The organism is Prosthecobacter sp. (assembly GCF_044227185.1).
In the GTDB taxonomy this organism is placed as follows: domain Bacteria; phylum Verrucomicrobiota; class Verrucomicrobiia; order Verrucomicrobiales; family Verrucomicrobiaceae; genus Prosthecobacter.
The window spans coordinates 759,809-782,980 of record NZ_JBGAFO010000001.1 but is presented as its reverse complement, the minus strand read 5'-3'; the positions used below and the strand labels follow the sequence as shown (position 1 = coordinate 782,980).

The 23,172-nt window shown below is 62.2% G+C and carries 17 protein-coding genes; 14 read left to right on the top strand and 3 right to left on the bottom strand.

What is annotated here, in order from left to right; translation table 11 throughout:
- Positions 1 to 1,380, top strand: a complete 1,380-nt coding sequence (locus ACILSQ_RS03330) for a DUF1501 domain-containing protein (RefSeq protein WP_395742163.1) — start codon at positions 1 to 3, stop codon at positions 1,378 to 1,380.
- A 6-nt stretch (positions 1,381 to 1,386) separates the two neighbouring features.
- Here the strand turns inward: ACILSQ_RS03330 and ACILSQ_RS03325 are convergent, their stop codons facing one another.
- Positions 1,387 to 2,097 carry a hypothetical protein gene (locus ACILSQ_RS03325; RefSeq protein WP_395742162.1) on the bottom strand — a complete coding sequence of 237 codons (711 nt, stop codon included), beginning with the start codon at positions 2,095 to 2,097 and terminating at the stop codon, positions 1,387 to 1,389.
- Between the two features lie 61 nt (positions 2,098 to 2,158).
- Between ACILSQ_RS03325 and ACILSQ_RS03320 the strand changes: the two genes are divergently transcribed.
- Genes ACILSQ_RS03320 through ACILSQ_RS03310 form a run of 3 tightly spaced genes read left to right on the top strand, consistent with a single transcriptional unit; the run spans position 2,159 to position 6,289 of the window.
- Entirely contained in the window at positions 2,159 to 2,956 is a 798-nt protein-coding gene (locus ACILSQ_RS03320; protein ID WP_395742161.1) for an SDR family oxidoreductase, read from the top strand.
- A gap of 45 nt (positions 2,957 to 3,001) precedes the next feature.
- Entirely contained in the window at positions 3,002 to 4,417 is a 1,416-nt protein-coding gene (locus ACILSQ_RS03315; protein ID WP_395742160.1) for a sulfatase, read from the top strand.
- A 57-nt stretch (positions 4,418 to 4,474) separates the two neighbouring features.
- Positions 4,475 to 6,289: a sulfatase gene (locus tag ACILSQ_RS03310; RefSeq protein WP_395742159.1), complete on the top strand. Its 1,815-nt coding sequence runs from the start codon at positions 4,475 to 4,477 to the stop codon at positions 6,287 to 6,289.
- Between the two features lie 12 nt (positions 6,290 to 6,301).
- Here ACILSQ_RS03310 and ACILSQ_RS03305 read toward each other — a convergent pair whose 3' ends face one another.
- Entirely contained in the window at positions 6,302 to 7,657 is a 1,356-nt protein-coding gene (locus ACILSQ_RS03305; RefSeq protein ID WP_395742158.1) for an AAA family ATPase, read from the bottom strand.
- Positions 7,658 to 7,746: 89 nt separating this feature from the next.
- Between ACILSQ_RS03305 and ACILSQ_RS03300 the strand changes: the two genes are divergently transcribed.
- Complete coding sequence (locus tag ACILSQ_RS03300) at positions 7,747 to 9,057, top strand: nitrous oxide reductase family maturation protein NosD (RefSeq protein ID WP_395742157.1); 1,311 nt, start codon at positions 7,747 to 7,749, stop codon at positions 9,055 to 9,057.
- A gap of 1 nt (position 9,058) precedes the next feature.
- Here ACILSQ_RS03300 and ACILSQ_RS03295 read toward each other — a convergent pair whose 3' ends face one another.
- Positions 9,059 to 10,243: a DEAD/DEAH box helicase gene (locus ACILSQ_RS03295; RefSeq protein ID WP_395742156.1), complete on the bottom strand. Its 1,185-nt coding sequence runs from the start codon at positions 10,241 to 10,243 to the stop codon at positions 9,059 to 9,061.
- A gap of 43 nt (positions 10,244 to 10,286) precedes the next feature.
- On the opposite strand from ACILSQ_RS03295, the gene ACILSQ_RS03290 reads away from it, so the two are divergent.
- The 9 genes from ACILSQ_RS03290 (at position 10,287) to ACILSQ_RS03250 (ending at position 23,163) form a co-directional block, all read left to right on the top strand.
- Complete coding sequence (locus ACILSQ_RS03290) at positions 10,287 to 11,876, top strand: sulfatase-like hydrolase/transferase (RefSeq protein ID WP_395742155.1); 1,590 nt, start codon at positions 10,287 to 10,289, stop codon at positions 11,874 to 11,876.
- Between the two features lie 89 nt (positions 11,877 to 11,965).
- Complete coding sequence (locus ACILSQ_RS03285; RefSeq protein ID WP_395742154.1) at positions 11,966 to 12,814, top strand: alpha/beta hydrolase; 849 nt, start codon at positions 11,966 to 11,968, stop codon at positions 12,812 to 12,814.
- Positions 12,815 to 12,862: 48 nt separating this feature from the next.
- Positions 12,863 to 14,338 carry a sulfatase gene (locus tag ACILSQ_RS03280; RefSeq protein ID WP_395742153.1) on the top strand — a complete coding sequence of 492 codons (1,476 nt, stop codon included), beginning with the start codon at positions 12,863 to 12,865 and terminating at the stop codon, positions 14,336 to 14,338.
- A 45-nt stretch (positions 14,339 to 14,383) separates the two neighbouring features.
- Entirely contained in the window at positions 14,384 to 15,847 is a 1,464-nt protein-coding gene (locus ACILSQ_RS03275; RefSeq protein ID WP_395742152.1) for a sulfatase, read from the top strand.
- A 6-nt stretch (positions 15,848 to 15,853) separates the two neighbouring features.
- Complete coding sequence (locus ACILSQ_RS03270) at positions 15,854 to 17,158, top strand: sulfatase-like hydrolase/transferase (RefSeq protein ID WP_395742151.1); 1,305 nt, start codon at positions 15,854 to 15,856, stop codon at positions 17,156 to 17,158.
- Positions 17,155 to 18,522: a sulfatase gene (locus tag ACILSQ_RS03265; RefSeq protein WP_395742150.1), complete on the top strand. Its 1,368-nt coding sequence runs from the start codon at positions 17,155 to 17,157 to the stop codon at positions 18,520 to 18,522. Before ACILSQ_RS03270 ends, ACILSQ_RS03265 begins: the two co-directional genes overlap by 4 nt.
- An 8-nt stretch (positions 18,523 to 18,530) precedes the next feature.
- The gene (locus ACILSQ_RS03260; RefSeq protein WP_395742149.1) at positions 18,531 to 20,039 is read left to right on the top strand and encodes a sulfatase-like hydrolase/transferase; all 1,509 of its coding nucleotides are present in this window, start codon (positions 18,531 to 18,533) and stop codon (positions 20,037 to 20,039) included.
- Positions 20,040 to 20,056: 17 nt separating this feature from the next.
- Positions 20,057 to 21,403, top strand: a complete 1,347-nt coding sequence (locus ACILSQ_RS03255; RefSeq protein WP_395742148.1) for a sulfatase — start codon at positions 20,057 to 20,059, stop codon at positions 21,401 to 21,403.
- Positions 21,404 to 21,531: 128 nt separating this feature from the next.
- A complete protein-coding gene (locus tag ACILSQ_RS03250; RefSeq protein WP_395742147.1) occupies positions 21,532 to 23,163 on the top strand; it encodes a lysostaphin resistance A-like protein in 1,632 nt (543 codons plus the stop codon).
- Positions 23,164 to 23,172 lie beyond the last annotated feature (9 nt).

Genomic DNA, 23,172 nt, shown 5'->3' with positions numbered 1-23,172 from the left:
ATGAATGCTCTTCCACAGATCAGCCGCCGCACCGCCTTGAAGACCGCCGCCTGCGGCTTTGGCTCGCTCGCGTTCAACAGCATCGCCACGGCAGCCAGCCTGCCACGCGGTTTGCACCACACGCCGCGTGCGAAGCGGGTGATCTTTCTCTTCATGCACGGCGGTCCATCGCAGGTGGACACCTTTGACTACAAGCCGATGCTCCAGCAGATGGACGGCAAAAAGCTGCCCTTTGCCCCTGCCAAGAACCTCGATGCCTCCGCCACCAGCCAGGCCAAGCTACTCGGCTCGCCATGGAAATTTCAGCAGCATGGCGAAGCAGGCCTGTGGGGCAGCGAACTGTTTCCCGAAGTCTCCAAGCGTCTCGATGACCTCTGTGTCATCCGCTCCATGCAGAGCCGGGGTCAGTCGCACGGCCAGGCCGTGTGCATGATCCACACTGGCTCGGACAACTTCGTGCGTCCCTCCATGGGTGCGTGGATCAGCTACGGTCTGGGCACGGAGAATGCGGACCTGCCTTCCTTCGTCAGCATCAGTCCGCCTGCCACGCATGGCGGCCCTCGCAATTACGGCCCCGCATTCCTGCCTGCTGCGCATCAGGGCACCACCGTCGGTCGTGCGGGCAAGCTCGGCAAAGAGGCCACCTTCCGCTTCATGGATGCCAGCGGCGATTCCGAGCATCAACGGCGCAAGATGAACCTGCTGCAGGCCATGAACCGCGAGCACTACGAGCGCACGCTCCATGCACCCGTGGAAGGCATGATTCAGAGCATGGAGCTGGCCTTCCGCATGCAGCGCGAGGCCCCCGGCGTCATGGACATCGAGCACGAGCCTGAGCACATCAAATCGCTCTACGGCATCGGCAACGCAGTCACCGACAACTACGGTCGTCAGTGCCTGCTCGCCCGACGCTTTGCCGAGGCGGGTGTACGCTACATTCAGGTCAGCACGCCAAATGTCTGGGACCAGCATTCGAACCTCGTCAAAGGACACACCGCCAATGCCGCCGCGGTGGATCGCCCCATCGCCGGACTTCTCGCAGACCTCAAACAACGCGGCATGCTGGAGGACACGCTCGTCGTCTGGGGCGGTGAATTTGGCCGCACGCCCATCGTTCAGGGCGCCAATGGTCGCGATCACAATCCGCAGGGCTTCACCATGTGGCTCGCAGGCGGTGGCGTGAAAAGCGGCGTGGCGTACGGCGAGACGGACGAGTTCGGCTACTACGCCGTGAAGGACAAAGTCCACATGCACGACCTGCATGCCACGATCCTACACCTCCTCGGCATCGACCACCTTCGACTCACCTATCGCTATGCTGGCCGTGATTTTCGCCTCACCGATGTGTATGGCGAGGTAGTGCACGGCATCATGGCGTAGTCCTCTCTACTTCTTCCAAATCTTCACGTCATCCACCACCGCATTGCGCGGCACGGCGAGGCGCAGCATCATTTTGGTGGGATGGGCGATGCCAGGAGAGCTGAAGCTGCCGGCGTCCTTGCCATCGATGGTGGCGCTAAGTTCTTCACCGGAAATTTTGACAACGAGTTCATGCCATTTGCCGACCTCCGTCGCCAATGGCACGATCTTCTGCTTTCCTTTCAGGGCCTGCGCCTGCTCCTCGGTGAGCTTCTTCTTCGCCTGACGTGCGTCATGAATGTCGAGGCGCATGCCGCCGGTTTTGAGATCCTGCAAGGTCACCTGCTTTGGGCTGATGCGTGCGGCGAAAAGATGTCCGGCATGCACTTCCTTGCAGCCGACGTCTGCGAAATCGAGCCCCAGGCTGTCCTTCTCATCTTCCAGCATGAAGCGCAGGCTCACCGCACCATTAGTAAACTCAGCCGCATGCGTCACCGAGACGGCATGGTTTGCCTCGGGAGAAAGATAGATGTACATCGCACCCTCACGCAGATCGACCTGCTTGTTGCCCTTCGCCCGGCTCTTGCTGTTCGTGCCCCAGCCGTTGCCCGGATCATCCGTCTTTTCCTGCGACTCATTGCGAGCAAAGTCATCTTGGAAGAGGAGCTGGCCCAGGTCATCGGCTGCAACAGCGGCGGTGAGAGTGAGGGCGGCAAGGAGGGTGAGGGTGGTTTTCATGGCGGGCCGTGAAAACGTGCTGCCGCGTGACAACTTGCAGAAGCCTTGTTAAGGTCGCCGGATGGACAAACAATGGAACGACAAGATCGTCATCGTCACCGGCGGTGGCGGCGGCATGGGGCAAACTGCGGCCAAGCGATTCGCCGACGCCGGCGCTAAAACTTTCATCTTCGGCCGCACGCTGGAGTCACTGCAGGCCACGGCGGCTCTCTCGCCCAACATCATCTCCATCGTGTGTGATGTCGCAGACTCCGCCAGCGTGGCCTCCGCGCTCGAGCAGGTGCTGAAACACGGACCCATCGCCGCCCTGATCCACACCGCTGGCATCAACACCCCCGACCGCTTCATGGCGCATGCCGACCCCTCCAAACTGGCCAGCGAGGCCAGCTGGCGCAGCGTGATGGATGTGAACGTGATGGGCGTGGTCAACATGATCCAGGCCGTGTCCAAGCCCATGGCGGAAAGCGGAGGCGGCAAGATCGTCGTCGTCTCCTCCACCGCCGGGCATGGCTATGACTCGTATGCCGGCGTGCCCTACACCGCCAGCAAGTGGGCCGTGCACGGCATGCTGTTTGCCGCACGCATGCAGCTTAATGCCCACGGCATCGTCCTTTCCGAATACGCCCCCGGTGAGGCCCTCACCCCCCTCGTGGAAAAGCGCCCCGTGAAGCCCACCGCAGAGCACCGTGGCGCCATGATCCACGCGGAGGACTGCGCGGACACTCTGTTCTTCATCGCCTCGCAGGCGCATAGCATGAGCGTGATCCAGCTCCCTGCTTACCAGCCTTTCGGCGGCATGCCGCCACAGATCACGGCTCCGTGGCTGGCGGGCCTCGATATCGGTCCAGCGAAGCGATAGTGGCAGCAAGTCGCGGCTTCTTCTCACGTTGAAGGGGCGGCTGCCATGAAACTTCTCACCACCCTCCTGTCCCTTCTGCTGCTTGCTTCGTCTCTCTTGGCGGAGCAGCGGCCAAACTTCATGATCATCATCGCCGACGATCTCTGCTGGCGTGATCTGGGCTATGAGGGCAATGCGGAAGTCAAAACTCCCAACCTCGACAAGCTGCGTGGGGAGTCGATGCACCTGCGTGGCATGTTCAATCCGGCCACTAGCTGCTCGCCCACGCGGCATGCGCTTTACACCGGGCTGTATCCCATCCGCAGCGGCGCGTATCCGAACCACACCCGCGTCTATGACGGCACCAAGAGCCTGTTCACCTACTTGAAGGGCGCGGGCTATCGTGTGGCCTTGCAAAACAAGGAGCACATCGGGCCGGAGCCTTCTTTTCCGTATGAGCACATCGAGGGAGCCGACGATCTCACCGTCACGAAATCATTTGTGACCCGCGATGCCGCACAGCCGTGGCTCATGGTCTTTGCCTCAAACGATCCACATGGCCCCTGGACCCGCGGACCGAAGTACGACCCAACGAAGCTCACCATACCACCCTACCTGCACGACAACAAAATGACCCGCGAACTGCTGGCCGCCTACTACGGCGAAATCAGCAAGCTCGACGAACAAGTGGGCGCTCTCATGACGATGCTCAAAGAAACCCAGCAAGTGGACAACACACTCATCCTCTTCGTCAGCGAGCAAGGCAGCAGCTTCCCTTACGGCGGCAAATGGAGCGTTTATGACAACGGCATCCACGCCAGCGCCCTCCTGCGCTGGCCGGGTAGAGTAAAACCCGGCAGCAGCAGCACCGCGCTGATGCAGTATGTCGATGTCACACCCACATTTCTTGAAGCCGCGAGCATCGACCCCACGAAAATCGATGTCGGCTGCCCGGATGCCAAGGGCGGCACCGGCTTTGACGGACGTAGCTTCCTGCCCGTGCTGAAAGGTGAGAGCGATCACTGCCGCGACTATGTCTTTGCTCAGCACACGACCCTCGGCACCAATGGCGCACTCGAGGCCTACCCCATGCGCATGGTGCGTGACACACGCTACAAGCTCATCCGCAATCTCGCGCCACAGAACACCTACACCATCGGCGGCATCCACCAGGGCGAGCCCATCGAGTCATGGCAGTCCGATGCAAAAACCGACGCCAAGCTCGCAGCCCGGGTGCAGTGGCTTTTCAAACGCCCCGGCGAAGAACTCTACGATCTCCAATCCGATCCTGAAGAGACAAAAAACCTCGCCGCCGATCCCGCCTTCGCTGAGACCAAAGCGAAGCTGCAAGCCCAGCTCGACTCCTGGATCGCTCAACAAGGCGACAAGGGTCTGGAGACCGAAAACCTCGCAAACACCCGTCAGGGCAAGAGCGACACCGAGCCGCGCAAGGAAAAGAAGAAAAAGAAAGCCGCAAAGTAACCACAGGCCGCCGACATTGCTGAAAAGTCCGCAGCCCGCCCACGTTCACAGCGCACTATGATCCGCGTACTGCTCTGTCTCCTTTCGTCATTCGCCTTGTTGCATTCGTCATTTGCGGCGAAGCCGCAGAACCTTCTGATCATCACCACCGATGACATGAGCTGCGACTCCGTCGGCGTCTACGGCAGCAAGCTGAAGGACACCACACCCAACATGGACAAGCTCGCGGCGCAGAGCCTGCGCTTCAATTACGCTCACACCGTCGTCGGGAACTGCATGCCTTCGCGCAATGTGATGTGGTCGGGCAAATACCCGCACAACAACCGCGTCGAAGGTTTCCGCGCCATGACCAAGAATGAGAAGGACTATCCGGTGCTCGGAGACCTCATGAAGGACGCCGGTTATTTCACCGGCATCCGCCACAAGGTCAGCCACTCCACACCTTACTCTCCCTTCCCATGGGACATCGTGATCGGTGAGGAAGGGCGTGATGACGCAAAGAATCCTGAGTCCTGGGGCAAGGCCGCCACCACCGGCATCGAGGCGGCGAAGAAAGCCGAAAAGCCCTTCTGCCTGATGCTGAACATCGCTGATCCGCACAAGCCCTTCTACGCTGAAGGAAACAAGGGCAACACGGTTCCCGACAAGAACGTGCCCTCCCGTGTCTTCACCCCGGAGGAGGTCCCGGTCCCCGGCTTTCTGCCCGATGATCCCGTCGTGCGCAAAGAACTCTCCCATTACTACTCCAGCGTGCGCCGTGCGGACGATGGCGTGGGGGCGATCCTCGCCGCCCTCAAAGCCTCCGGTGAAGATGAGAACACCATCATCATCTTTCTCTCCGACCACGGCATGCCTCTGCCCTTTGCCAAAACCCAGCTCTACCACCACAGCACACGCACGCCCCTCATGATCCGCTGGCCCGGCGTCACCAAACCCGGCAGCGTCGATGACGAGCACATGATCTCCACCGTCGATCTGCTGCCAACGATCCTCGACATGCTGAAAATCGCCTCACCCGGCGGCTTCGACGGTACATCCTTCGCCGCCGTGCTCAAAGGAGAGAAGCAGCCGGAGCGCACGATGGTTTTCAAGGAGCACAACGAAAATGCCGGTGGTCAAAACACCCCCATGCGTGCCGTGCAGACGAAGGATTTTGTGTACATCTTCAGCCCCTGGTCCAACGGCACCCGCGTGATGAGCGGCGCCACCAATGGCACCTCCACCTGCCGCCAGATGCGCGTGCTGGCGAAGACGAATGAGCAAATCGCCGCCCGCATCGATCTCTTTGATCATCGCGTGCTCGAAGAAGCCTATGATGTCCGCTACGACGCCGATGCGCTGACCAATCTCATCGCCAAGCCTGAAAACGCCACGCAAGTCGCCACTTTGGAGAAAGCGATGGAGGACTGGATGGTGAAAACGAAGGACCCGCTCCTCGAAGTCTTCCGCCATCGCTCCGACGTCGCTGTTCGCGAAAAGCTCATGCAGCAGCTCGAAGGCAAACAGCTCACCAAAAAAGAGCGTGCCGAGGCCAATCGTGCCGCGAAAAAAGCTTCCGAAGCTGAAAAACCCGCCGCGCTCATCTCCCTCGAAGTGCCCGAAACTCTCACAGCTGGCCAGAAAGCCACAGTGAAGCTGCATCACAACTTTCCCGCCGATCTCGGCGAAAAGCCCGTGCAGGTGACCCTCAAAGGCGGCAACAACGCCCGCATCGAACGCAAAGAAGTCAAAGCCAGCGGCACCGGCGTCATCGAAGTCACCTTCGACATACCCGCCACCGTAGGCGATAAAGCCATCTTCGCCGGACTAGTGGGCACCAGTATCAAGGACACGCCCATGCATTTGCAGACAAAGCCGATCCCGGTGAAGTGAGAAAACAAGTCCTCAACTGCTCGCGCCACCCAGCAGCTTCACGTTCAGGCTGCCGCCTGCAAAGAGCATCTCATCCAGGGCCTCTTCGACATGCTGCTGTGAAAGCTCGCCTGAGCCGCCGGCCTGCGTGAGAAACTGCGCGGAGCGCCGCATGAGTTCCTTGATGAAAGCGGCGCTGCTGTTTTTGGTTTTCCGCACGAGCGTGGTCACCAGCCGGTCACTGAGTTTCAGTTTGCCGGCATACAGCCGGATCAGCTTGCGCCTGCCATCCTCATCCGGCAGTGGAAACTCGATCGCCTGATCCACGCGACCGGGTCGTGAGGCCAGCGCCTCTTCGAGGTCTTGTGGCCGGTTGGTGGTGAGGATAAAGAGCAGCATGGCGTCTTCACGCAGGCCGTCCATTTCGTTGAGGAGCTTGTTGAGCAGGCTTTCCTCGCACCCTCCGCGCATTTTGGTCCGGGATCGTGCGATGAGGTCCACATCCTCCAGCACGACCATGGCGGGCTGCAGAAAACGTGCGAGCTGCATGTACTCCGTCAGCAGGCCCACCTCCTGGGCGGTGATCAGCAGCGTGGTATGATCTGGCAGCTGGGAGGCGAGATAATGAATGGTGTGCGTCTTGCCAGTTCCCGGCGGTCCGTAAAACAGCAGCCCTTTTTTCAGGCTCATGTTCAGATCCTTCAGCCGGTCACGCTGCTGAATGAAGTCGGTCACATTGCGCTCCAGCAGGCGGAGCGTCCGGTCCGGCAGAATGACCTGTTCGCGACTCACCGAGCGCAGCTTGTGCACCTTCACACCGCCGGATTTTCCCGAATAATCGTCCAGTTGCTCCAAAGAGATGACCTTGCCACGATAGGACTGGGCGAGCGCGAGGTGTTTTTCGATCTCCTGAATCAACTGCTGACCGAGCGTGGCGTCACCCGTCCCGCCCAGCTGCGCGATCTCGATGTGCAGTCCGCTGTTGCGCCCGTACGAGGTGGCGGGGCTGAGCAGAAGGGCAAAGCGCTGCCGGGAGTGCTCACAAAGCCAGAGGCATTGCGTCAGGCAGCGCACAGGCACGGGTCCACCGGTATCGATCTCTTCATGCTGGAGCGGGCCGATGGTCGGTGCGTCTCCGTCGAGCTGTGCCAGCGTGGCGAAGGACAGCTTTTCGTGTGAATAGCGCTGATGGACGCCCATCTGTGCGATGGCGCTGGAGCGGCTCTTCATCACCGCTTCCAGGGCGGTCTGCAAATCGGCGCGTGCCGTCAATGGGAACAGGCGGCTGCAGGTGACGAGATCATGCAAGGACCGCGTTTTGAAATGACGCTGCAGCACCGGCGCAACGAGAGGGCTGCCTTTGGCGCGCGGCTTCTTTTTGGATTTCATGGCCTGCGTTTTACCTGATACGTCCACGCTTGTCACTCTGAGTCTCTCTTGGGCGATAGGCCGGACCTTGAGTGTCGTTTCGATGAGACATGATTTTTTCTGCCATCCGAAATTCTGCCTTCACCATCGCACTCCTGGCCTGCACGCCTGCGACAAGCTCTGCCGCCGACCTCTCCGTCGCGAACTACAAATCCATCCAGGAGGCGCTGAAGGCGAATCCGAACCGCATGGTGTTTGTCCCGGCGGGAGATTACCCGATCACCGAGAAGATCCGCATCCGCGGCGACCGCAGCGGCTTGTTCGGCCCAGGTCGCATCATTCAGCAGAGTGCAGATCAGCCGATCATCGAGATCGAAAACGCCAATGGCGCGGAGGTGCGTGACCTGACGCTCACACGTCCCGAGGGAAAGATGGAAAGCCGCAATGAAGGCATCATCGCCATCAAATGCCGCGATCTCGTTGTCGAAAACGTGCGTGTCATCGACAACCGCAGCCCGGCGGGTGCGATCACCGTGCGCGAGAGCAAGGACACGCGCATCTCCCGCTGCGTGGTGCGCAACTACATGCGCGTGAGCATCGACGACCGCACCGGCAACAAGGAACTGGGTTATGCCTTTAACTGCACCGACGGCACCGGCATCAGCGTGAGCTACAGCACAGGCACGCTGATCGAAGGCAATCGGGTGATCGAGGACAACTTCGTTCCCACCCCCGAGGTGAAGACGAAGTTCAAGCTCGGTGACTTCGTGAAAAAGAACGCTGAAAAAGGCGCCATCATCAATCAGCAGATGTGGGATGCGAACTACACCGATGCATGGCAGCAGGGTTCAGGCATCATCGTCACCGCGCCGGAGATCAGTGATCTTACGCGCGTCATTGGCAACCACATTGAGAATGCCGGTCAGGGCTTGGATATCCACTCGGATCACGTCATCGTTTCACAGAACATCATCACCAATGCCTTCATCGGCATGAAGGCCATGCACGGCTCCCGCAATGTGCTGATCACCGGCAACCAGTTTGTGCGGAACTCGCTCTGGGCCATCGGCCTCATGCCCGGTGCCGCCGCACATCCCGCCACCGCCGACAAGCCGGAGAACTCAGACGGCGGTTCCATCATCTCCAACAACATCATCTCTGACTTTGGCTATGGCGACGCGCACTGGATCTGGGGCGATGAACGCTCCCCGATCAAATTTGACGACGGCCAGCAGCCTGACGACCCGCCCCTCACCGACGTGATCATCTCCGGCAACTTCATCCATTGCTCCGGCAAACCACGTTACAAATACGCCGTCGTCATCCCCGGCGGCACCAACAGCCCACGCGGCCTGCATTTCTCGAACAACCTTTTTCATCCGGGAACGCAGGGTGTGTGCAATATCGAGCTGCCGCAGTGATTCAGCGCCTGTACTCGCTGAACCTCACCTTCAGGCCATCCTCCACCTGCTTGAGCTGCCATTTCTCTTTCGGATCCACCAGCACGAGGGACATTCCCTTCTTCCCGGCACGGGCGGTACGGCCGCTGCGGTGGGTGTAGTATTCGAGCTGCTCGGGAAGCTGGTGGTGGATGACAAAGGAAAGGTCCGCCACATCGATGCCGCGCGCGGCCACATCGGTGGCCACCACAAACTGGACGCGCTCTTTTTTGAAGGCGCGCATGACTTTGTCCCGCTCCTTCTGCATGAGATCTCCCTGCAAGGGAGCCACGGGAAGGCCCAAATCCTCGAGTTCTTGATACAGCTCCATGGCACCGGCCTTGGTGCGGCAGAAGATGATGCCGCGGCGATCCTTCTGGCGCTGGAGGAAGTCGAAGATGAAGGCGGTCTTTTTGTCGCGATTGCAGACGACGTAGCGGTGGTCGATGTCGGGATTGACCACGTTCGCCTGATCGATCTGGATGCGATGCGCGTTAGCGGACATGCTGCCTTTGATCAGCTCCTGGATGCCTCCCGGAAAGGTGGCGGAGAAAAGCCAGGTGCTGCGGCGCATGGCGGCGAGCTTCAGGATTTCCGTGAGCTGCTTTTTGAAGCCCATGCTCAGCATTTCATCCGCCTCATCCAGCACAACGTAGCGCACAAACTCCAGCGTCAGCGCATCCCGCTCCAGAAGATCGATCAAGCGCCCCGGCGTGGCAACGACAATATGCGTGGGCCGTTGCAGCGCCTCGGCCTGGCGGTCGATCTTGTCGCCGCCGCTGACGACTTCGACGAAGGTCTTCTGCGCGGAGTATTTGGTGAAGCGGAAGAGCTGCTTGCCGATCTGCTTGGCCAGCTCGCGCGTGGGGGCCAGTACGAGGCCCTGGATGTCGCGGTGCTTGGGATTCACCTTCGTGATCAGCGGCAGGCCAAAGGCGGCCGTCTTGCCAGTGCCGGTCTGCGCCTGAGCGATGAGATCACCGCCGTTTTCCATCAGGAAAGGAATGGCCTTCTGCTGCACCTCCGTGGGCGTGTTGATGCCCAGTTCTTCCAAGGCACGGAGCATCTCCGTTGGAATTCCGAGCGCAGCGAAAGGATGGGGGGCGTCTGACATGCTGTTGCTGTCCGTCACAATGCCATCAAATGCCAGCAGAAAGCGGCGCGGCACTGAAACACACGCGAGATCATCTCTTCATGATCGTTCTCGTGGCATGAAGCCCTTCCTCATCCTCTTTTCATCCTTCGTCTTGCTGAGCGGGTCATTCGCGGCCGAACCTCGCCCGAACATCCTCTTCATCTACGCTGACGACTGGGGCTGGGGCGATCTGGCCTGCCACGGGCATCCGCATTTGAAGACGCCGAATCTGGACCGTCTGGCGAAAGAGGGCACCGACTTCCAGCAGTTCGTTGTGTGCAATCCGGTGTGCTCCCCCAGCCGCACCGCCATCGTCACGGGGCGCTATCCGGCGCGGTTTCTCGTGCATCAGCATTTCGCCGGTCATGCCGAAAATGTCGCCCGCGGCATGCCGGACTGGTTGGACCCGAAGGTCACGCTACTGCCGCGCCTCATGAAAGAAGCTGGCTACGCCACAGCGCACTACGGAAAGTGGCATCTCTCCGGTGGCGACAAGGACATCGGCGCGCCGCTGCCCGCCGCCTATGGCTACGATGACGCCGCTGTCTGGACCGGCCCCGGACGCAGCGTGTTTGAAGGCACCAGCGTCGAGCGCCAGGCCGGAGATGCGCATGACAAATCCGGCGCATCATTTCAAACCATCGCCGCAGCGGAGCATGTGCTGCGTTTTGTTCGGCAGTCGAGCGAGGCAAAGAAGCCCTTCTACATCAACTTCTGGCTGCATGAGACGCACCATCTCGTCGCGGCCACGGAGGAGCAAAAGGCGCCGTATCCCGACACCGCCGAGCCGCAGCGCACTTATTACTCCGCTGTCACCCGGGCCGATGCGCAGGTGGGCCGCGTGATGGCGCTGCTGGACGAGCTGAAGCTTGCCGAAAACACGATCGTCATTTTTTCCAGTGACAACGGCCCGGAGAATTCGCAACCAGGCGCGAAGGACAAACTCTACCACAGCGTCGGCACCACGGGTGGCCTGCGCGGCCGCAAACGCAGCCTGTACATGGGCGGCGTGAATGTGCCTTTCCTCGTGCGCTGGCCCGGCCAGGTGCCGCCCGGGCGTGTGGACAAGACCAGCGTCATCGCAGGGGTGGACATGCTGCCCACGCTGCTCGCCGCCACGGGCGTCGCCGCTCCGGACGGTTACCAGAGCGACGGGCTGAATGTGCTGGCCGCCTTCAAAGGCGCAGCCTTCGCGCGTCCGCAGCCGCTCTTCTGGGAGTGGCGCGGCCCGAATGCGCACGAGGCCGACTGGCCGCAGCTCGCCATGCGCGAGGGATCCCACACGCTGGTCATGAGCCATGACGGCAGCCGCACCGAGCTTTATGATCTGAGCCGGGACCGCGCGCAGGAAAACAACCTCGCCACAGCCGAGCCGGAACGCGTCTCGGCCATGACCGCCGCCATCCGCGCCTGGCAAAAAACACTGCCGGTGCAGACACCGCCCACGCCGCCAGCGGCGCGCAAAAAGCCGGCCGCAACTCCCGCCAGGCCCGCGCCGGACCGTGCCGCCGCCTTCAAAAAGTGGGACAAGAACGCCGACGGCATCCTCACGCTCGAAGAATACAGCGATGGCCTCTCCAACAAGGAAACCGCAGGGCAGCGCTTCAAGAACTTCGACAAGAATCAGGATGGCCGGCTTTCGCGCGAGGAGTTTGTCAACCCATGACCGCCGTCCCCCGGGGCCATCAAGAGACGGAACGAGAACAAAGTTAAGCGGGCAAAACGATGCCCGCCGGCTGCGTTCATTCATCCTTCATGAAGTTCGTTCTCTCCCTTGTCTTTGTCATCCATTTCGCCGCCTTGCACGCGGCGGAGAAGCCCCTGGTGCTGTGGCCGAATGGAGCGCCAGGGGCATTGGGCACAGCCAACAAGGACATCCCGACGCTGACGCCCTATGTGCCTGCAAAGGGCAGCGGCGCCGCAATGCTGCTCATCCCGGGCGGCAGCTACTCGGGCATCTATGAGGGCCAGGCGGAACCGTTTGCGCTGTGGCTGAATGAGCAGGGCATCACCGCCTTTGTGCTGCGCTACCGGCTGGGCAGCGCGGGCTACCGCTACCCCGCGCAACTGCAGGATGCCGTGGAGGCCATGCGGCAGATCCGGGGCAATGCTGACAGGTGGAAGATCGATGCCAGGCGCATCGGTGTGATGGGTTTCTCCGCTGGAGGGCATCTGACATCCACGCTGATCAACCGGCCTGAGGACGGCGAGATCGAGGGGCGCACTCCCGCAGTGAGCCCGAGGCCGGATCTGGCGATCCTGTGCTATCCCGTGATCAGCATGATCACCAAGCCGCACGCGACCTCGCGCAAGATGCTGATCGGTGACAAGCCGGGCGATGCACTGGTGCGCCAGACCTCCAGCGAGCTGCAGGTGCGCCCCGGCCTGCCGCCGTGCTTTCTGTGGCACACGGCGGAGGACAAGCTGGTGCCCGTGGAGCATGCGCAGCTCTATGCCGCCGCGCTGCATCAAAACGGCGTGCCTCATGAGCTGCACCTCTACCAGCATGGCGACCACGGCACGGGCCTGATCGGCACGCAGCACCCGTGGTTTGGCGATCTGGTTTACTGGCTGAAGGCGCAGAAATGGATCGCTGAACGCTGAGCGCAACTCACTGACACAAATCTTCAGGCTCCACGTTCCCTTTTGAGCATGAAGTCTGTCCTCATCAGCCTCGCCCTTCTGACTCTCCACACGGCTGCCGCCGTGAAGCCGAATTTTGTCTGGATCATCGCGGATGACATGTCTCCCGATATCGGTGCCTATGGGCTGAAGGAGGTGAGCACGCCCAATCTCGACAAGCTGGCCGCTGAGGGGCGGCGCTATGCACGGGCCTACGCCAGCGCTCCGGTGTGCAGCGCCTCGCGCTCAGCTTTCATCCTGGGGTGCTATCAAACGACGACGGGGCTGCACCCGCATGACACGGAGAATCCCCAGCCGCTGCCGCCGCCCTACAAGCACCTGCCGGACACGCTGCGAGAGGCGGGCTGGTTTGTGACGAATGCTCCCGCGCCCGGCACCGTGCGCAACGGACGCCCGGTGACCAAGGCGAAGACGCACTACAATTTTGCCCACGACCCGGCCAAAATGTACGAGGGCCAGGACTGGCGGAAGCGCACCCCCGGACAGCCGTTTTTCGCGCAGTTTCAGATCACCGAGCCACACCGCCCCTTTCCCATTCCTGAGCAGTACGACGAGGCAAAGCTGAAGGCCATCCAGATCCCGCCCAATTATCCCGATCACCCGCTGGTGCGCCGCGACTGGTATGCGTACGAGCGCAGCGTGGAGATGGTGGACCGTCGCGTCGGCGACATCCTCGATCAGCTCAAGAAGGAGGGCGTGCTGGATGAGACCATCGTCATGTTCTTTGCCGATCACGGGCGGCCCATGCCGTGGGGGAAGCAGTGGCTGGATGTGGAGGGGCTGCAGGTGCCGCTGATCATGCGCGGGCCGGGAGTGACTGCGGGTGGGGTGGAGAAGCGGCTGGTGAGCCTCATCGACCTTGCCCCCTCCATGCTCCAGCTTGTGGGTCTGCCCATTCCTCCGTGGATGGAGGGGAAGGCCATCCTCGGCAAGGAATTCCCCGAGCGCGACAGGCTCTTCGCCGCGCGCGACCGCTGCGGCGATGCGATGGACCGCATCCGTGCGGTGATCGAGCCGGACGCGCTGTTTGTGCGCAATTTCCAGCCCTCGCGTTCGCACCTGAACTGGTCCGGCTACAAGGAGTACAGCTACCCCGGCATGCCGCTGCTGCGTGTGCTCAACAAGCAGGGAAGACTCAATGAGCTGCAGGCTTCATGGCTCGCGCCCCGGCGTGAGGCACTGGAGTACTACGATCTCAAGGCCGATCCGCAGTCGCTGCACAACATCGCCAAAGATCCCAAGGTGGCGGACCATCTGGCCGCCATGCGCAGCGCCATGGACGCCTGGATCAACACCAGCCCGGACCATGGTGCTCAGGGAGATCCGCCCACGGAGCCCCCGCTCGACCAGATCCAGAAAGACAAGCGCCTGGAATACGAGCGCGTGTGGAAGACCCGCCTGAAAAAGCCGGAGCCCACGGATGCCGAGCGCGTGGCCTGGTGGGAGAAGAGCTACGGCCTCTCTTTAGACCAGCGCATTCCCTGATCTCAGGCGGAAGATTGGCCGTGCGGGCTCCGTTCGCAGAGGTTCATGAAATCCGTTTTCGTCCTGCTTTCTCTCTGTCTGGCCGCCTCCGCCGCAGACACGCCTTCGCGCCCCAACATCCTCTTCCTCTTTGCCGACGACCAGCGCTACGACACGCAGAGCTGCGCCGGCCACCCCATCGTGCAGACGCCGACGGTGGACTCCCTGGCCGCGCAGGGCGTGCGTTTCCGCAATGCTCACGTGACCACCCCGGTGTGCTGGGTCAGCCGCGCCGTGGTGCTCACGGGGCAGTGGGCGCGCACGCATGCACAGCGGGATGCCATCCCCACCGTGAAGCCGGAGGCGCTGACCACGATGTACCCCGTGCTGCTGCGCGTGGCGGGCTACCGCACCGGCCACTTTGGCAAATGGCACATGATCTCCCCGCAGGGCTTCAAGCCGCAGGATCAGTATGACGAGTACGAGGCCATCGGCCGCAATCCCTACTTCAAGACCATGCCGGACGGCAGCAAACGGCACGAGACCGACATCGTGTGCGACAAAGGGATCGAGTTCATCAAATCCCAGCCCAAAGACAAACCCTTCGCGCTGAACCTGTGGTTCAACGCCGCGCATGCCGAGGACAGCGACCACCGCCCGGGCATCGGCCTTTACCCATGGCCGCAGTCCACGGACGGCATGTATGAAGACCGCTCCATCCCGCCGCCGCGCCTGGGAGACCCCGCCATCTTTGAGTCGCAGCCGCAGTTCCTCAAGGACTCCATCAACCGCGAGCGCTGGTACTGGGGCTACGACACACCGGAAAAGTTCGAGACCAATCTGCGCGCCTACTACCGCATGATCAGCGGCATCGACAAAGCCATCGCGCGCGTGCTTGCCGCGCTGAAGGAGGCCGGGCTGGCAGAAAATACCATCGTCGTTTATTCCGGGGACAACGGCTACTACCTGGGAGACCGCGGCTTTCAGGGCAAGTGGTCGCACTACGAGGAGTCCCTCCGCGTGCCGATGATCGTCTATGACCCGCGTGTGCCGAAGGAGCAGCGCGGCCGCGTGCTGGACGAGCTGGTGCTCAATGTGGACCTGCCCGCCACCTTTCTCGACTGGGCCGGTGTGAAGCGCCCTGACGCCTACGAGGGCCGCAGCTTCTCCACACTCATCGAAGGGAAGGGCGGCGACAAACCCTGGCGCGATCACTTCTTCTGCGAGCACCTGGACCTGGCACCCACGCTCACCTGGGAGGGCGTCCGCGGCCAGCGCTACGTGTATGCACGTTATTTCGATCAGCAGCCCGCCTATGAGTTTCTGCACGATCTGGAGTCTGACCGCGATGAGCTGAAAAACTTCGCCACCGACCCCGCGCATGCCGCCGCCCTGCTGCAGATGCGCGCGCTGTGCGATGCCGAGATGAACGCACGCGGCGGCGCGCTGCTGCCGATGGACAAGCGCGGGGCGCGCAAGTTCACCCCCAACAAAAAAGGCGCGGCCAAAAAGGCCAAGGCCGCCAAGTAACCGGCCATGCAACGCCTGCTTGTCCTGCTGGCCTTGTGCCTTGCTGTGCGCTCCTCCTTTGCCGCACCGCCCAATGTCATCGTCATCATGGCGGATGATCTCGGCAGCGTGGATCTGGGCTGCTATGGCTCGAAGGACCTGCACACACCGCACATGGATGCGCTGGCGCGGCGCGGGCTGCGCTTCACGCAGTTTTATTCGGGCGCTCCGGTCTGCTCCGCCTCGCGGGCCTGCCTGCTCACGGGCCGCTACCCGGTGCGCGCGGGCCTGCCTGGAAATGCCGGCTCCCAGCACGGGCAGAAAGGCGGCCTGCCGCCCTCGGAGGTGACGATGGCGGAGATGTTTAAAAGCGCGGGCTACGCCACGGCGCACATCGGCAAATGGCACCTCGGCTACAATGAGCAGATGTTTCCCAATGCGCAGGGCTTTGACCACAGCTTTGGCCACATGGGCGGCTGCATCGACAACTACTCGCACTTCTTCTACTGGAGCGGCCCCAATGTGCATGACCTGCACCGCAATGGCGTGGAGGTCTTTGAAGACGGCCATTACTTTCCCGATCTCATGGTGAAAGAAGCGTCCGGCTTCATGGAAAAGCACCGTGCGGATCCCTTCTTCATCTACTTCGCCATCAACATGCCGCACTACCCTTATCAAGGAGAGGCGAAATGGCTGGAGCATTTCAAGGACCTGCCCCTGCCGCGCCGTCTCTACGCCGCCTTTGTCGCCAGCCTGGACGACCGCATCGGCCAGCTCACAGCCAAGGTGGACGAGCTCGGCCTGCGCGAGCACACCATCATCGTGTTTCAGAGCGACAACGGCCACTCCACCGAGGAGCGCGCGCACTTTGGCGGTGGCAGCGCGGGGCCGTACCGCGGTGCAAAGTTCAGCCTGTTTGAGGGCGGCATCCGCCTGCCTGCCATGATCTCCTGGCCGGGAAAACTGCCGCAGGGTGAAACGCGCGGGCAGATGGTGCACGCTGCCGACTGGATGCCCACGCTGGCCGAGCTGTGCGGCGTGAAAACGCCCCAGGTGAAGCTCGATGGCCGCAGCATCGTGCCTGTGCTGAAATCTGCCGCCGCCCCCGGCCCGCATGATGCACTGCACTGGACCATGGGCGACTCCTGGGCCGTGCGCGAAGGCGACTGGAAGCTCATCATCAACGCGCGCGACACCGGCAAGGAGCGCACGCCCGTCTTCCTCAGCAATCCCACCACCGACCCCGGAGAGAAGACCAACTTTGCCGACCAGCAGCCCGACCTCATCAAGCACCTGCGGCAATTGCACGACACCATTTACACCCAGCCATGAAATCCGCCCTCCTCGGCCTTGCTCTTGGTCTTTTGTCTCTCAGTCCCGCCCTCCGCGCCGCAGCACCGCCGACCAATGTGGTCATCATCTTCGCCGACGATCTCGGCTACGGTGACCTGGGCTGCTACGGCTCGCCCACGATCCGTACGCCCAATCTCGACCGCATGGCGGCGGAGGGGCTGCGCTTCACGGACTTCTATGTGGCCGCGGAGGTCTGCACGCCCAGCCGCGCGGCGCTGCTCACGGGGCGCTACCCCATCCGCAGCGGCATGTGCGGCAGCAGGCGCGTGCTGTTTCCCAATTCAGAAGGCGGCTTGCCCAGGGAGGAAGTGACCATAGCCGATGCGCTCAGGGAGAAGGGCTACGCCACCACGCAGATCGGCAAATGGCACCTCGGCATTCATGAGGGCTCGCGTCCGATGGACCAGGGCTTTGAGCATCAGTATGGGCTGCCGTATTCAAATGACATGGATGCCCGGCCCGGCCTGCCCAAGGGCTCCACCGGCTCGCCCACCCCACCGGAGGACGGCTGGAACGTGGCGCTGAGCCGCGATGGCAAGGTCATCGAGCAGCCGGCGGTGCAGACCACGCTGACCAAACGCTACACCGAGGAGGCGGTGAAGTTCATCAAGGAGAAGAAGGACAAGCCGTTCTTCCTCTACTTTGCCCACTCCTTTCCTCATGTGCCGCTGTTTGCCTCCCCGGCGTTCAAAGGCAAAAGCCGCGGCGGCATTTACGGCGATGCCGTGGAGGAGCTGGACTGGAGCGTGGGGCAGATCATGGCCACGCTGCGCGAGACAGGGCTGGCGGAAAACACCCTGGTGTTCTTCACCAGCGACAACGGCCCCTGGCTCATCATGGGCAGCCAGGGCGGCAGCGCCGGACCGCTGAAGGACGGCAAGGGCAGCACCTGGGAGGGCGGCATGCGTGTGCCGGGCATTGCCTGGCAGCCAGGCCGCATCAAGCCGGGCGTCACGCATGAGCTGGCGAGCACCATGGACCTCTTTTCCACCGCGCTCACGCTCGCGGGTGCGAAGACACCCGACGTGCCCGTGGATGGCATGGACATCTCCCCGCTGCTGTATGAATCCAAGGCGCTGCCGCAGCGCCCGTTCTTCTACTATCGCGGCGACCAGCTCTTCGCCTGCCGAATCGGTGAATGGAAGGCGCACTTCAGCACCCAGACCGGCTACGGCCAGGCCAAGGCGGATGCGCATGTGCCGCCCCTGCTGTTCCACCTGGGGCTCGATCCTTCTGAAAAGCGTGATCTCGCCAAGGACCACCCCGAGGTGCTCGCACAGATCCAGGAGGCCGTGAAGGCACATCAGGCCAAGCTCGTTCCCGGCAAACCCCAGCTTCAGTAAAACCAGCCATGAAATCCCTCATTCTCATTCTGACGTCATTCGTCATTCTGCATTCGTCATTCGCCGCGGCTCCCGCGAAGCGGCCCAACATCCTCTTCATCCTCGTGGATGACCAGTCACCGTTTGATTTTAAGTTCTACAATCCGAAGTCGGCGCTGAACACGCCGAACATCGACAGGCTGGCCACGGAGGGCATGGTGTTTGACTCCGCGCGGCACATGGGCGCGTTTGTGGGCGCGGTGTGCACGCCTTCGCGGCACATGATCATGAGCGGACGCACCGTGTGGCATCTGCCCATCGGCCCTCTGGCAAAGGACCACTGCCCGCCGAACCTGGAGCTGAACACGCTGGCCGCCGTCTTCAACCGCGCCGGCTATGACACCATGCGCACCTGCAAGCAGGGAAACTCGTATGAAGGAGCCAACAAACAGTTCACCGTGCGGCATGATGCCACCAAGCGCGGCGGCACGGATGAGAGCGGCAGCACCTGGCATGGCGACCAGGTGATGAACTATTTAAACGAACGCGAGTCCACGAAGGACAGCGACCCCTTCCTCATCTACTTCGGCTTCTCTCATCCGCATGACACCCGCGATGGCAGGCCTGAGCTGCTGGCGAAGTACGGCGCCACGAATCACGAAGACCCGAACACCCTGCCCGCGCTGAACCCCAGGCAGCCCCCGCTGCCCGTGAACTACCTGAAAGCCCACCCCTTCAACAACGGCGACGCCAACGTGCGCGATGAAGTGGACGTGAGCGGCGTGTGGAAAAACCGCGACGAGGCCACCATCCGCAACGAGCTGGGCCGCGAGTTTGCCTGCAACGAGAACATCGACATCCAGATCGGCCGCGTGCTGGAAAAGCTCAAGGCCATGGGCGAGCTGGAGAACACCTACATCTTCTACACCGCCGACCACGGCATCGCCATCGGCCGCCACGGCCTGCAAGGGAAGCAGAACCTCTACGAGCACACCTGGCGCGTGCCCTTCATCGTCAAAGGCCCCGGCATCAAGCCCGGCTCCCGCGTGCCCGGAAACATCTACCTGCTGGACACCGTGGCCACGCTCTGCGATCTCGCCGGCATCCCCGCGCCGGAGAGCAACGAGGGCCTCAGCTTCAAGCCCGTGCTCGAAGGCAAAAAGGACACCCTGCGGGATGTGATGTACGGCGTGTACTGCGGCGGCACCAAGCCCGGCATGCGCTGCGTGAAGCAGGGAGACTGGAAGCTCATCAAATACGACGCCATGAACGGTGCCGTGCACGAGACACAGCTCTTCAACCTCGCCGCGAATCCCGACGAGCTGCTGCAAGAGCACGGCAACGCCGACCCCATGAAGACGAATCTGGCGGGTGACCCGAAGCATGCTGCCAAACTCGCGGAGATGGAGGCCCTGCTGCTCTCCGAAATGCGCCGCCTAAACGATCCCTACCGCCTCTGGAACCAGCCGGATGACGGCCTGCCGCCGGTGCCCGAGCCTGCTCCTAGAAAGGCCGGCAACAAGAAGGCCAAACAGTAAACGCACCTTTCCCAACCATGAAACCCCTCCCCCTCCTCCTTTCGTCATTCCTCATTCTGGTTTCGTCATTCGCTGCGGAGCAACGGCCCAATTTCCTCATCATCTTCGCGGATGATCTCGGCTACGGCGACGTCTCCACGTACCATCCGTCCGACTGCCACACGCCGAACATCGACAAGCTCGCAGCAGAAGGCATGCTGTTTCCTAACATGCGGGCCAACTGCACGGTGTGCTCGCCTTCGCGCGCCGCGCTGCTCACAGGGCGCTATCCCGACCGCGTGGGCGTGCCGGGCGTGATCCGCACCAACCCGGACGACTCCTGGGGCTACCTCGCGCCTGGCATTCCCACCATTGGCAATGAGCTCAAGAAAGCCGGATACCACACGGCGGTGATTGGCAAATGGCATCTCGGCCTTGAGCCCTCCAATGCGCCGAATCAGCGCGGCTTCGATCTCTTCCACGGCTTCCTGGGCGACATGATGGACAGCTACACCACGCACCTGCGCCAGGGGCACAACTACATGCGCCACAATGCGGAGGAGATTGATCCTAAAGGCCATGCCACGGACATCTTCGCCGGATGGGCGAAGGATTACTTCCGCGAGCGCGCGAAGGAGAAGCAGCCCTTCTTCCTCTACCTGGCCTTCAATGCTCCGCACTTTCCCATCGAGCCTCCGGCAGACTGGCTGGCTAAGGTGAAGGCGCGCTCGCCAGAACTCTCCGAAAAGCGCGCGCTCGACGTCGCGCTGGTCGAGCATCTGGACGACCGCATCGGGCAGGTGCTCGCCGTTTTGAAGGAAACCGGGCTGGATCAAAACACCGTCGTGGCCTTCAGCTCCGACAACGGCGGCTCCCTGCCGCATGCGCAGAACAACGACCCCTGGCGCGACGGCAAGACCAGCCACTACGACGGCGGCCTGCGCGTGCCCTTCATGGTGCGCTGGCCCGGTCATATCAAGGCAGGCTCCCGCAGCGACTACACCGGCCTCAGCTTCGATCTCTTCCCCACCTTCCTCCAAATCGCCGGCCTCAAGCCTTCGCCCAGGCTCGATGCGGTGAGCCTCCTGCCCATTCTCAACGGCGGCACGCTCGACTCCGCGCAGCGCGATCTCTACTTCGTCCGCCGCGAAGGAGGCCCCGCCTACGGTGGCCGGAGCTACGAGGCCATCATCCGGGGCGAGTGGAAGCTCATGCAAAACACGCCCTACTCCCCGCTGGAGCTGTACAACCTCAAGAACGACCCGCAGGAGCAGACCAACCTCATCGGCAAGGCCCCCAAGGTCTTCAAGGAGCTCTCCACCGCTCTGCGCCACCATGTACAGATCGGCGGCGCCACCCCCTGGCAGAAGCCGGAGGCAGAGTAGCCTTGTTGCCGTGCATCAAGGCGCCGCCTCGCTTCGGGCGGCCCGTGGTCTCCCTGGTCCGTTATAAACAGGGCTGCAATCCTCCATTGCCCGCCGCCGTGTGCATGATACAGACGTGCCTTCCTGACATGAAGCACCTCCTGACCCGTGTGGCGCAGCGCCTGCTGGCCTTGTCCTTCCTCTCTGCGGCGCCGGTCACTGCCACAGCCGCTCCTGATCTGGCCGCCACACGCCAGGCCGCCGCGCAGATCCTGCCAAAGCTCCAGTCCGGCTCCTGGCAGGCCAGCGAAGAGGCGTTCCACACCATCAACCAGCTCAGCGCCAGCAAGGAAGCCGCGGACAAGCAGCTCGCGGAAAAACTCACCGGCCTGTGCGCCGCCGCCATTGAGAAGGGCATCCGCAACATGCCCCCGCCTCCTGAGGACGGGCGGCTCCTGAGAAACGCCGGCGCCCTGGCCGGCTCCCTGCTGGACAATCCCACCGTATTCAATGTGAAGCAGGCCAGAGCCGTCGTTGGCGCCTGGGAACGGGCGCAGCCGGACAATCTGAACGTCCGGATGCTCACACTGAAGCTCCACGTGGCGGACAAAAAGCGCGACGAGCAGATCAAACTCTCCTCCGCGCTCGTGCATGACCAGGATCTCAGCCCGGCGGATCTCGACTATGTCCGGAACGTGCAGGTGAGCGCCCTGCTGCGTGGCAGACCTCCCACGGCGGAGGAACTCGGGCAGGCCGGCGTCATCCTGGACCAGTGGCTGAAGCAGGAGCCCGCCCATCTCAGGGCCCGGCAGCTTCTGCTGGAGCTCCATCATGCACGGCAGGACTGGCCCGCGCAGTATGCCCTGGCCACGGAACTGCTGAAGGATGAAAAGCTCACCGGCTCCGACCGCAAATGGGTGCGGCAGCGCCGTCTCGAAGGCGCGGTCAACACCGGCAAAACAAGCGAGCTGAACGAGGAGGACTGGAATTACATGCTCGAGCAGTTCACCGGCGGCAAAGGGCTGAAGCAGTTCATCGACCAGCATGGCCAGCTCCTGCTCGGCGTTGCCTTTGGCATTGGCTGGCTGTGGTTCTTCATCGTGGCCTGGCTCACCCGCTGCGTGCGCACGGGCCCTCCCCGCCTGTGGCTGCTGACGCTCTGGTGCACCATCATCTTGTATGCCAGCACGGTCATCATGGTCTCACAGGCGCTCCGCATCATCTTCTCATTGCTGGGGCTTCTCATCCTGATCTTCGGCGTCACGGGCGGCAGGGCGCCGCTCGGCTATCTGGTGCCGCCCCAGCCTGTCAGCGAGTCCGGCAGGGGCCGCTGGCTCGGCGTTCTCGGCTGGTGCATCGCCTCGCTGGTTCTCATTCATCTCTTCACCCTCGGGTATGCCCTGGCTTTTGAGCGTGTCATGGGCCGCCCGCTGGAGTCCCAGTTCGTCGCCAGGCTTCTCCAAACCGAAACGCTCCCCAGGCTTCTCGGCATGGTGCTGGCAGGAGGCGTCTTCGTGCCCTTTCTGGAGGAGGTGGTCTTTCGCGGCCTCATGCAGGACTGGCTGGGCCGCCGGCTGCCAGCCTTTTTGAATGTGGTGCTGGTCTCCTCGGTGTTCGGCGTCATCCACGGGCTGGAGATGGCCGTCCCCATCGCCTTCATCGGCATGCTCCTCTCCCTTCTGCGCCTGCGCTACCGCAGCCTGTGGCCTTGCATCATGCTGCACTCGCTGAACAACAGCCTGATGATCATCCTGCTGTATGCCGCTCCCGGGATGGTGTGAGAGGAGAGT

Bases quoted from the DNA above. Each gene is read 5' to 3' on its own strand.
- ACILSQ_RS03320 (WP_395742161.1), top strand. From the start codon at position 2,159: ATGGACAAACAATGGAACGACAAGATCGTCATCGTCACCGGCGGTGGC.
- ACILSQ_RS03250 (WP_395742147.1), top strand. From the start codon at position 21,532: ATGAAGCACCTCCTGACCCGTGTGGCGCAGCGCCTGCTGGCCTTGTCC.
- ACILSQ_RS03275 (WP_395742152.1), top strand. From the start codon at position 14,384: ATGAAATCCGTTTTCGTCCTGCTTTCTCTCTGTCTGGCCGCCTCCGCC.
- ACILSQ_RS03290 (WP_395742155.1), top strand. From the start codon at position 10,287: ATGAAGCCCTTCCTCATCCTCTTTTCATCCTTCGTCTTGCTGAGCGGG.
- ACILSQ_RS03330 (WP_395742163.1), top strand. From the start codon at position 1: ATGAATGCTCTTCCACAGATCAGCCGCCGCACCGCCTTGAAGACCGCC.
- ACILSQ_RS03315 (WP_395742160.1), top strand. From the start codon at position 3,002: ATGAAACTTCTCACCACCCTCCTGTCCCTTCTGCTGCTTGCTTCGTCT.
- ACILSQ_RS03325 (WP_395742162.1), bottom strand. From the start codon at position 2,097: ATGAAAACCACCCTCACCCTCCTTGCCGCCCTCACTCTCACCGCCGCT.
- ACILSQ_RS03270 (WP_395742151.1), top strand. From the start codon at position 15,854: ATGCAACGCCTGCTTGTCCTGCTGGCCTTGTGCCTTGCTGTGCGCTCC.
- ACILSQ_RS03280 (WP_395742153.1), top strand. From the start codon at position 12,863: ATGAAGTCTGTCCTCATCAGCCTCGCCCTTCTGACTCTCCACACGGCT.
- ACILSQ_RS03285 (WP_395742154.1), top strand. From the start codon at position 11,966: ATGAAGTTCGTTCTCTCCCTTGTCTTTGTCATCCATTTCGCCGCCTTG.
- ACILSQ_RS03265 (WP_395742150.1), top strand. From the start codon at position 17,155: ATGAAATCCGCCCTCCTCGGCCTTGCTCTTGGTCTTTTGTCTCTCAGT.
- ACILSQ_RS03310 (WP_395742159.1), top strand. From the start codon at position 4,475: ATGATCCGCGTACTGCTCTGTCTCCTTTCGTCATTCGCCTTGTTGCAT.
- ACILSQ_RS03305 (WP_395742158.1), bottom strand. From the start codon at position 7,657: ATGAAATCCAAAAAGAAGCCGCGCGCCAAAGGCAGCCCTCTCGTTGCG.
- ACILSQ_RS03300 (WP_395742157.1), top strand. From the start codon at position 7,747: ATGATTTTTTCTGCCATCCGAAATTCTGCCTTCACCATCGCACTCCTG.
- ACILSQ_RS03260 (WP_395742149.1), top strand. From the start codon at position 18,531: ATGAAATCCCTCATTCTCATTCTGACGTCATTCGTCATTCTGCATTCG.
- ACILSQ_RS03255 (WP_395742148.1), top strand. From the start codon at position 20,057: ATGAAACCCCTCCCCCTCCTCCTTTCGTCATTCCTCATTCTGGTTTCG.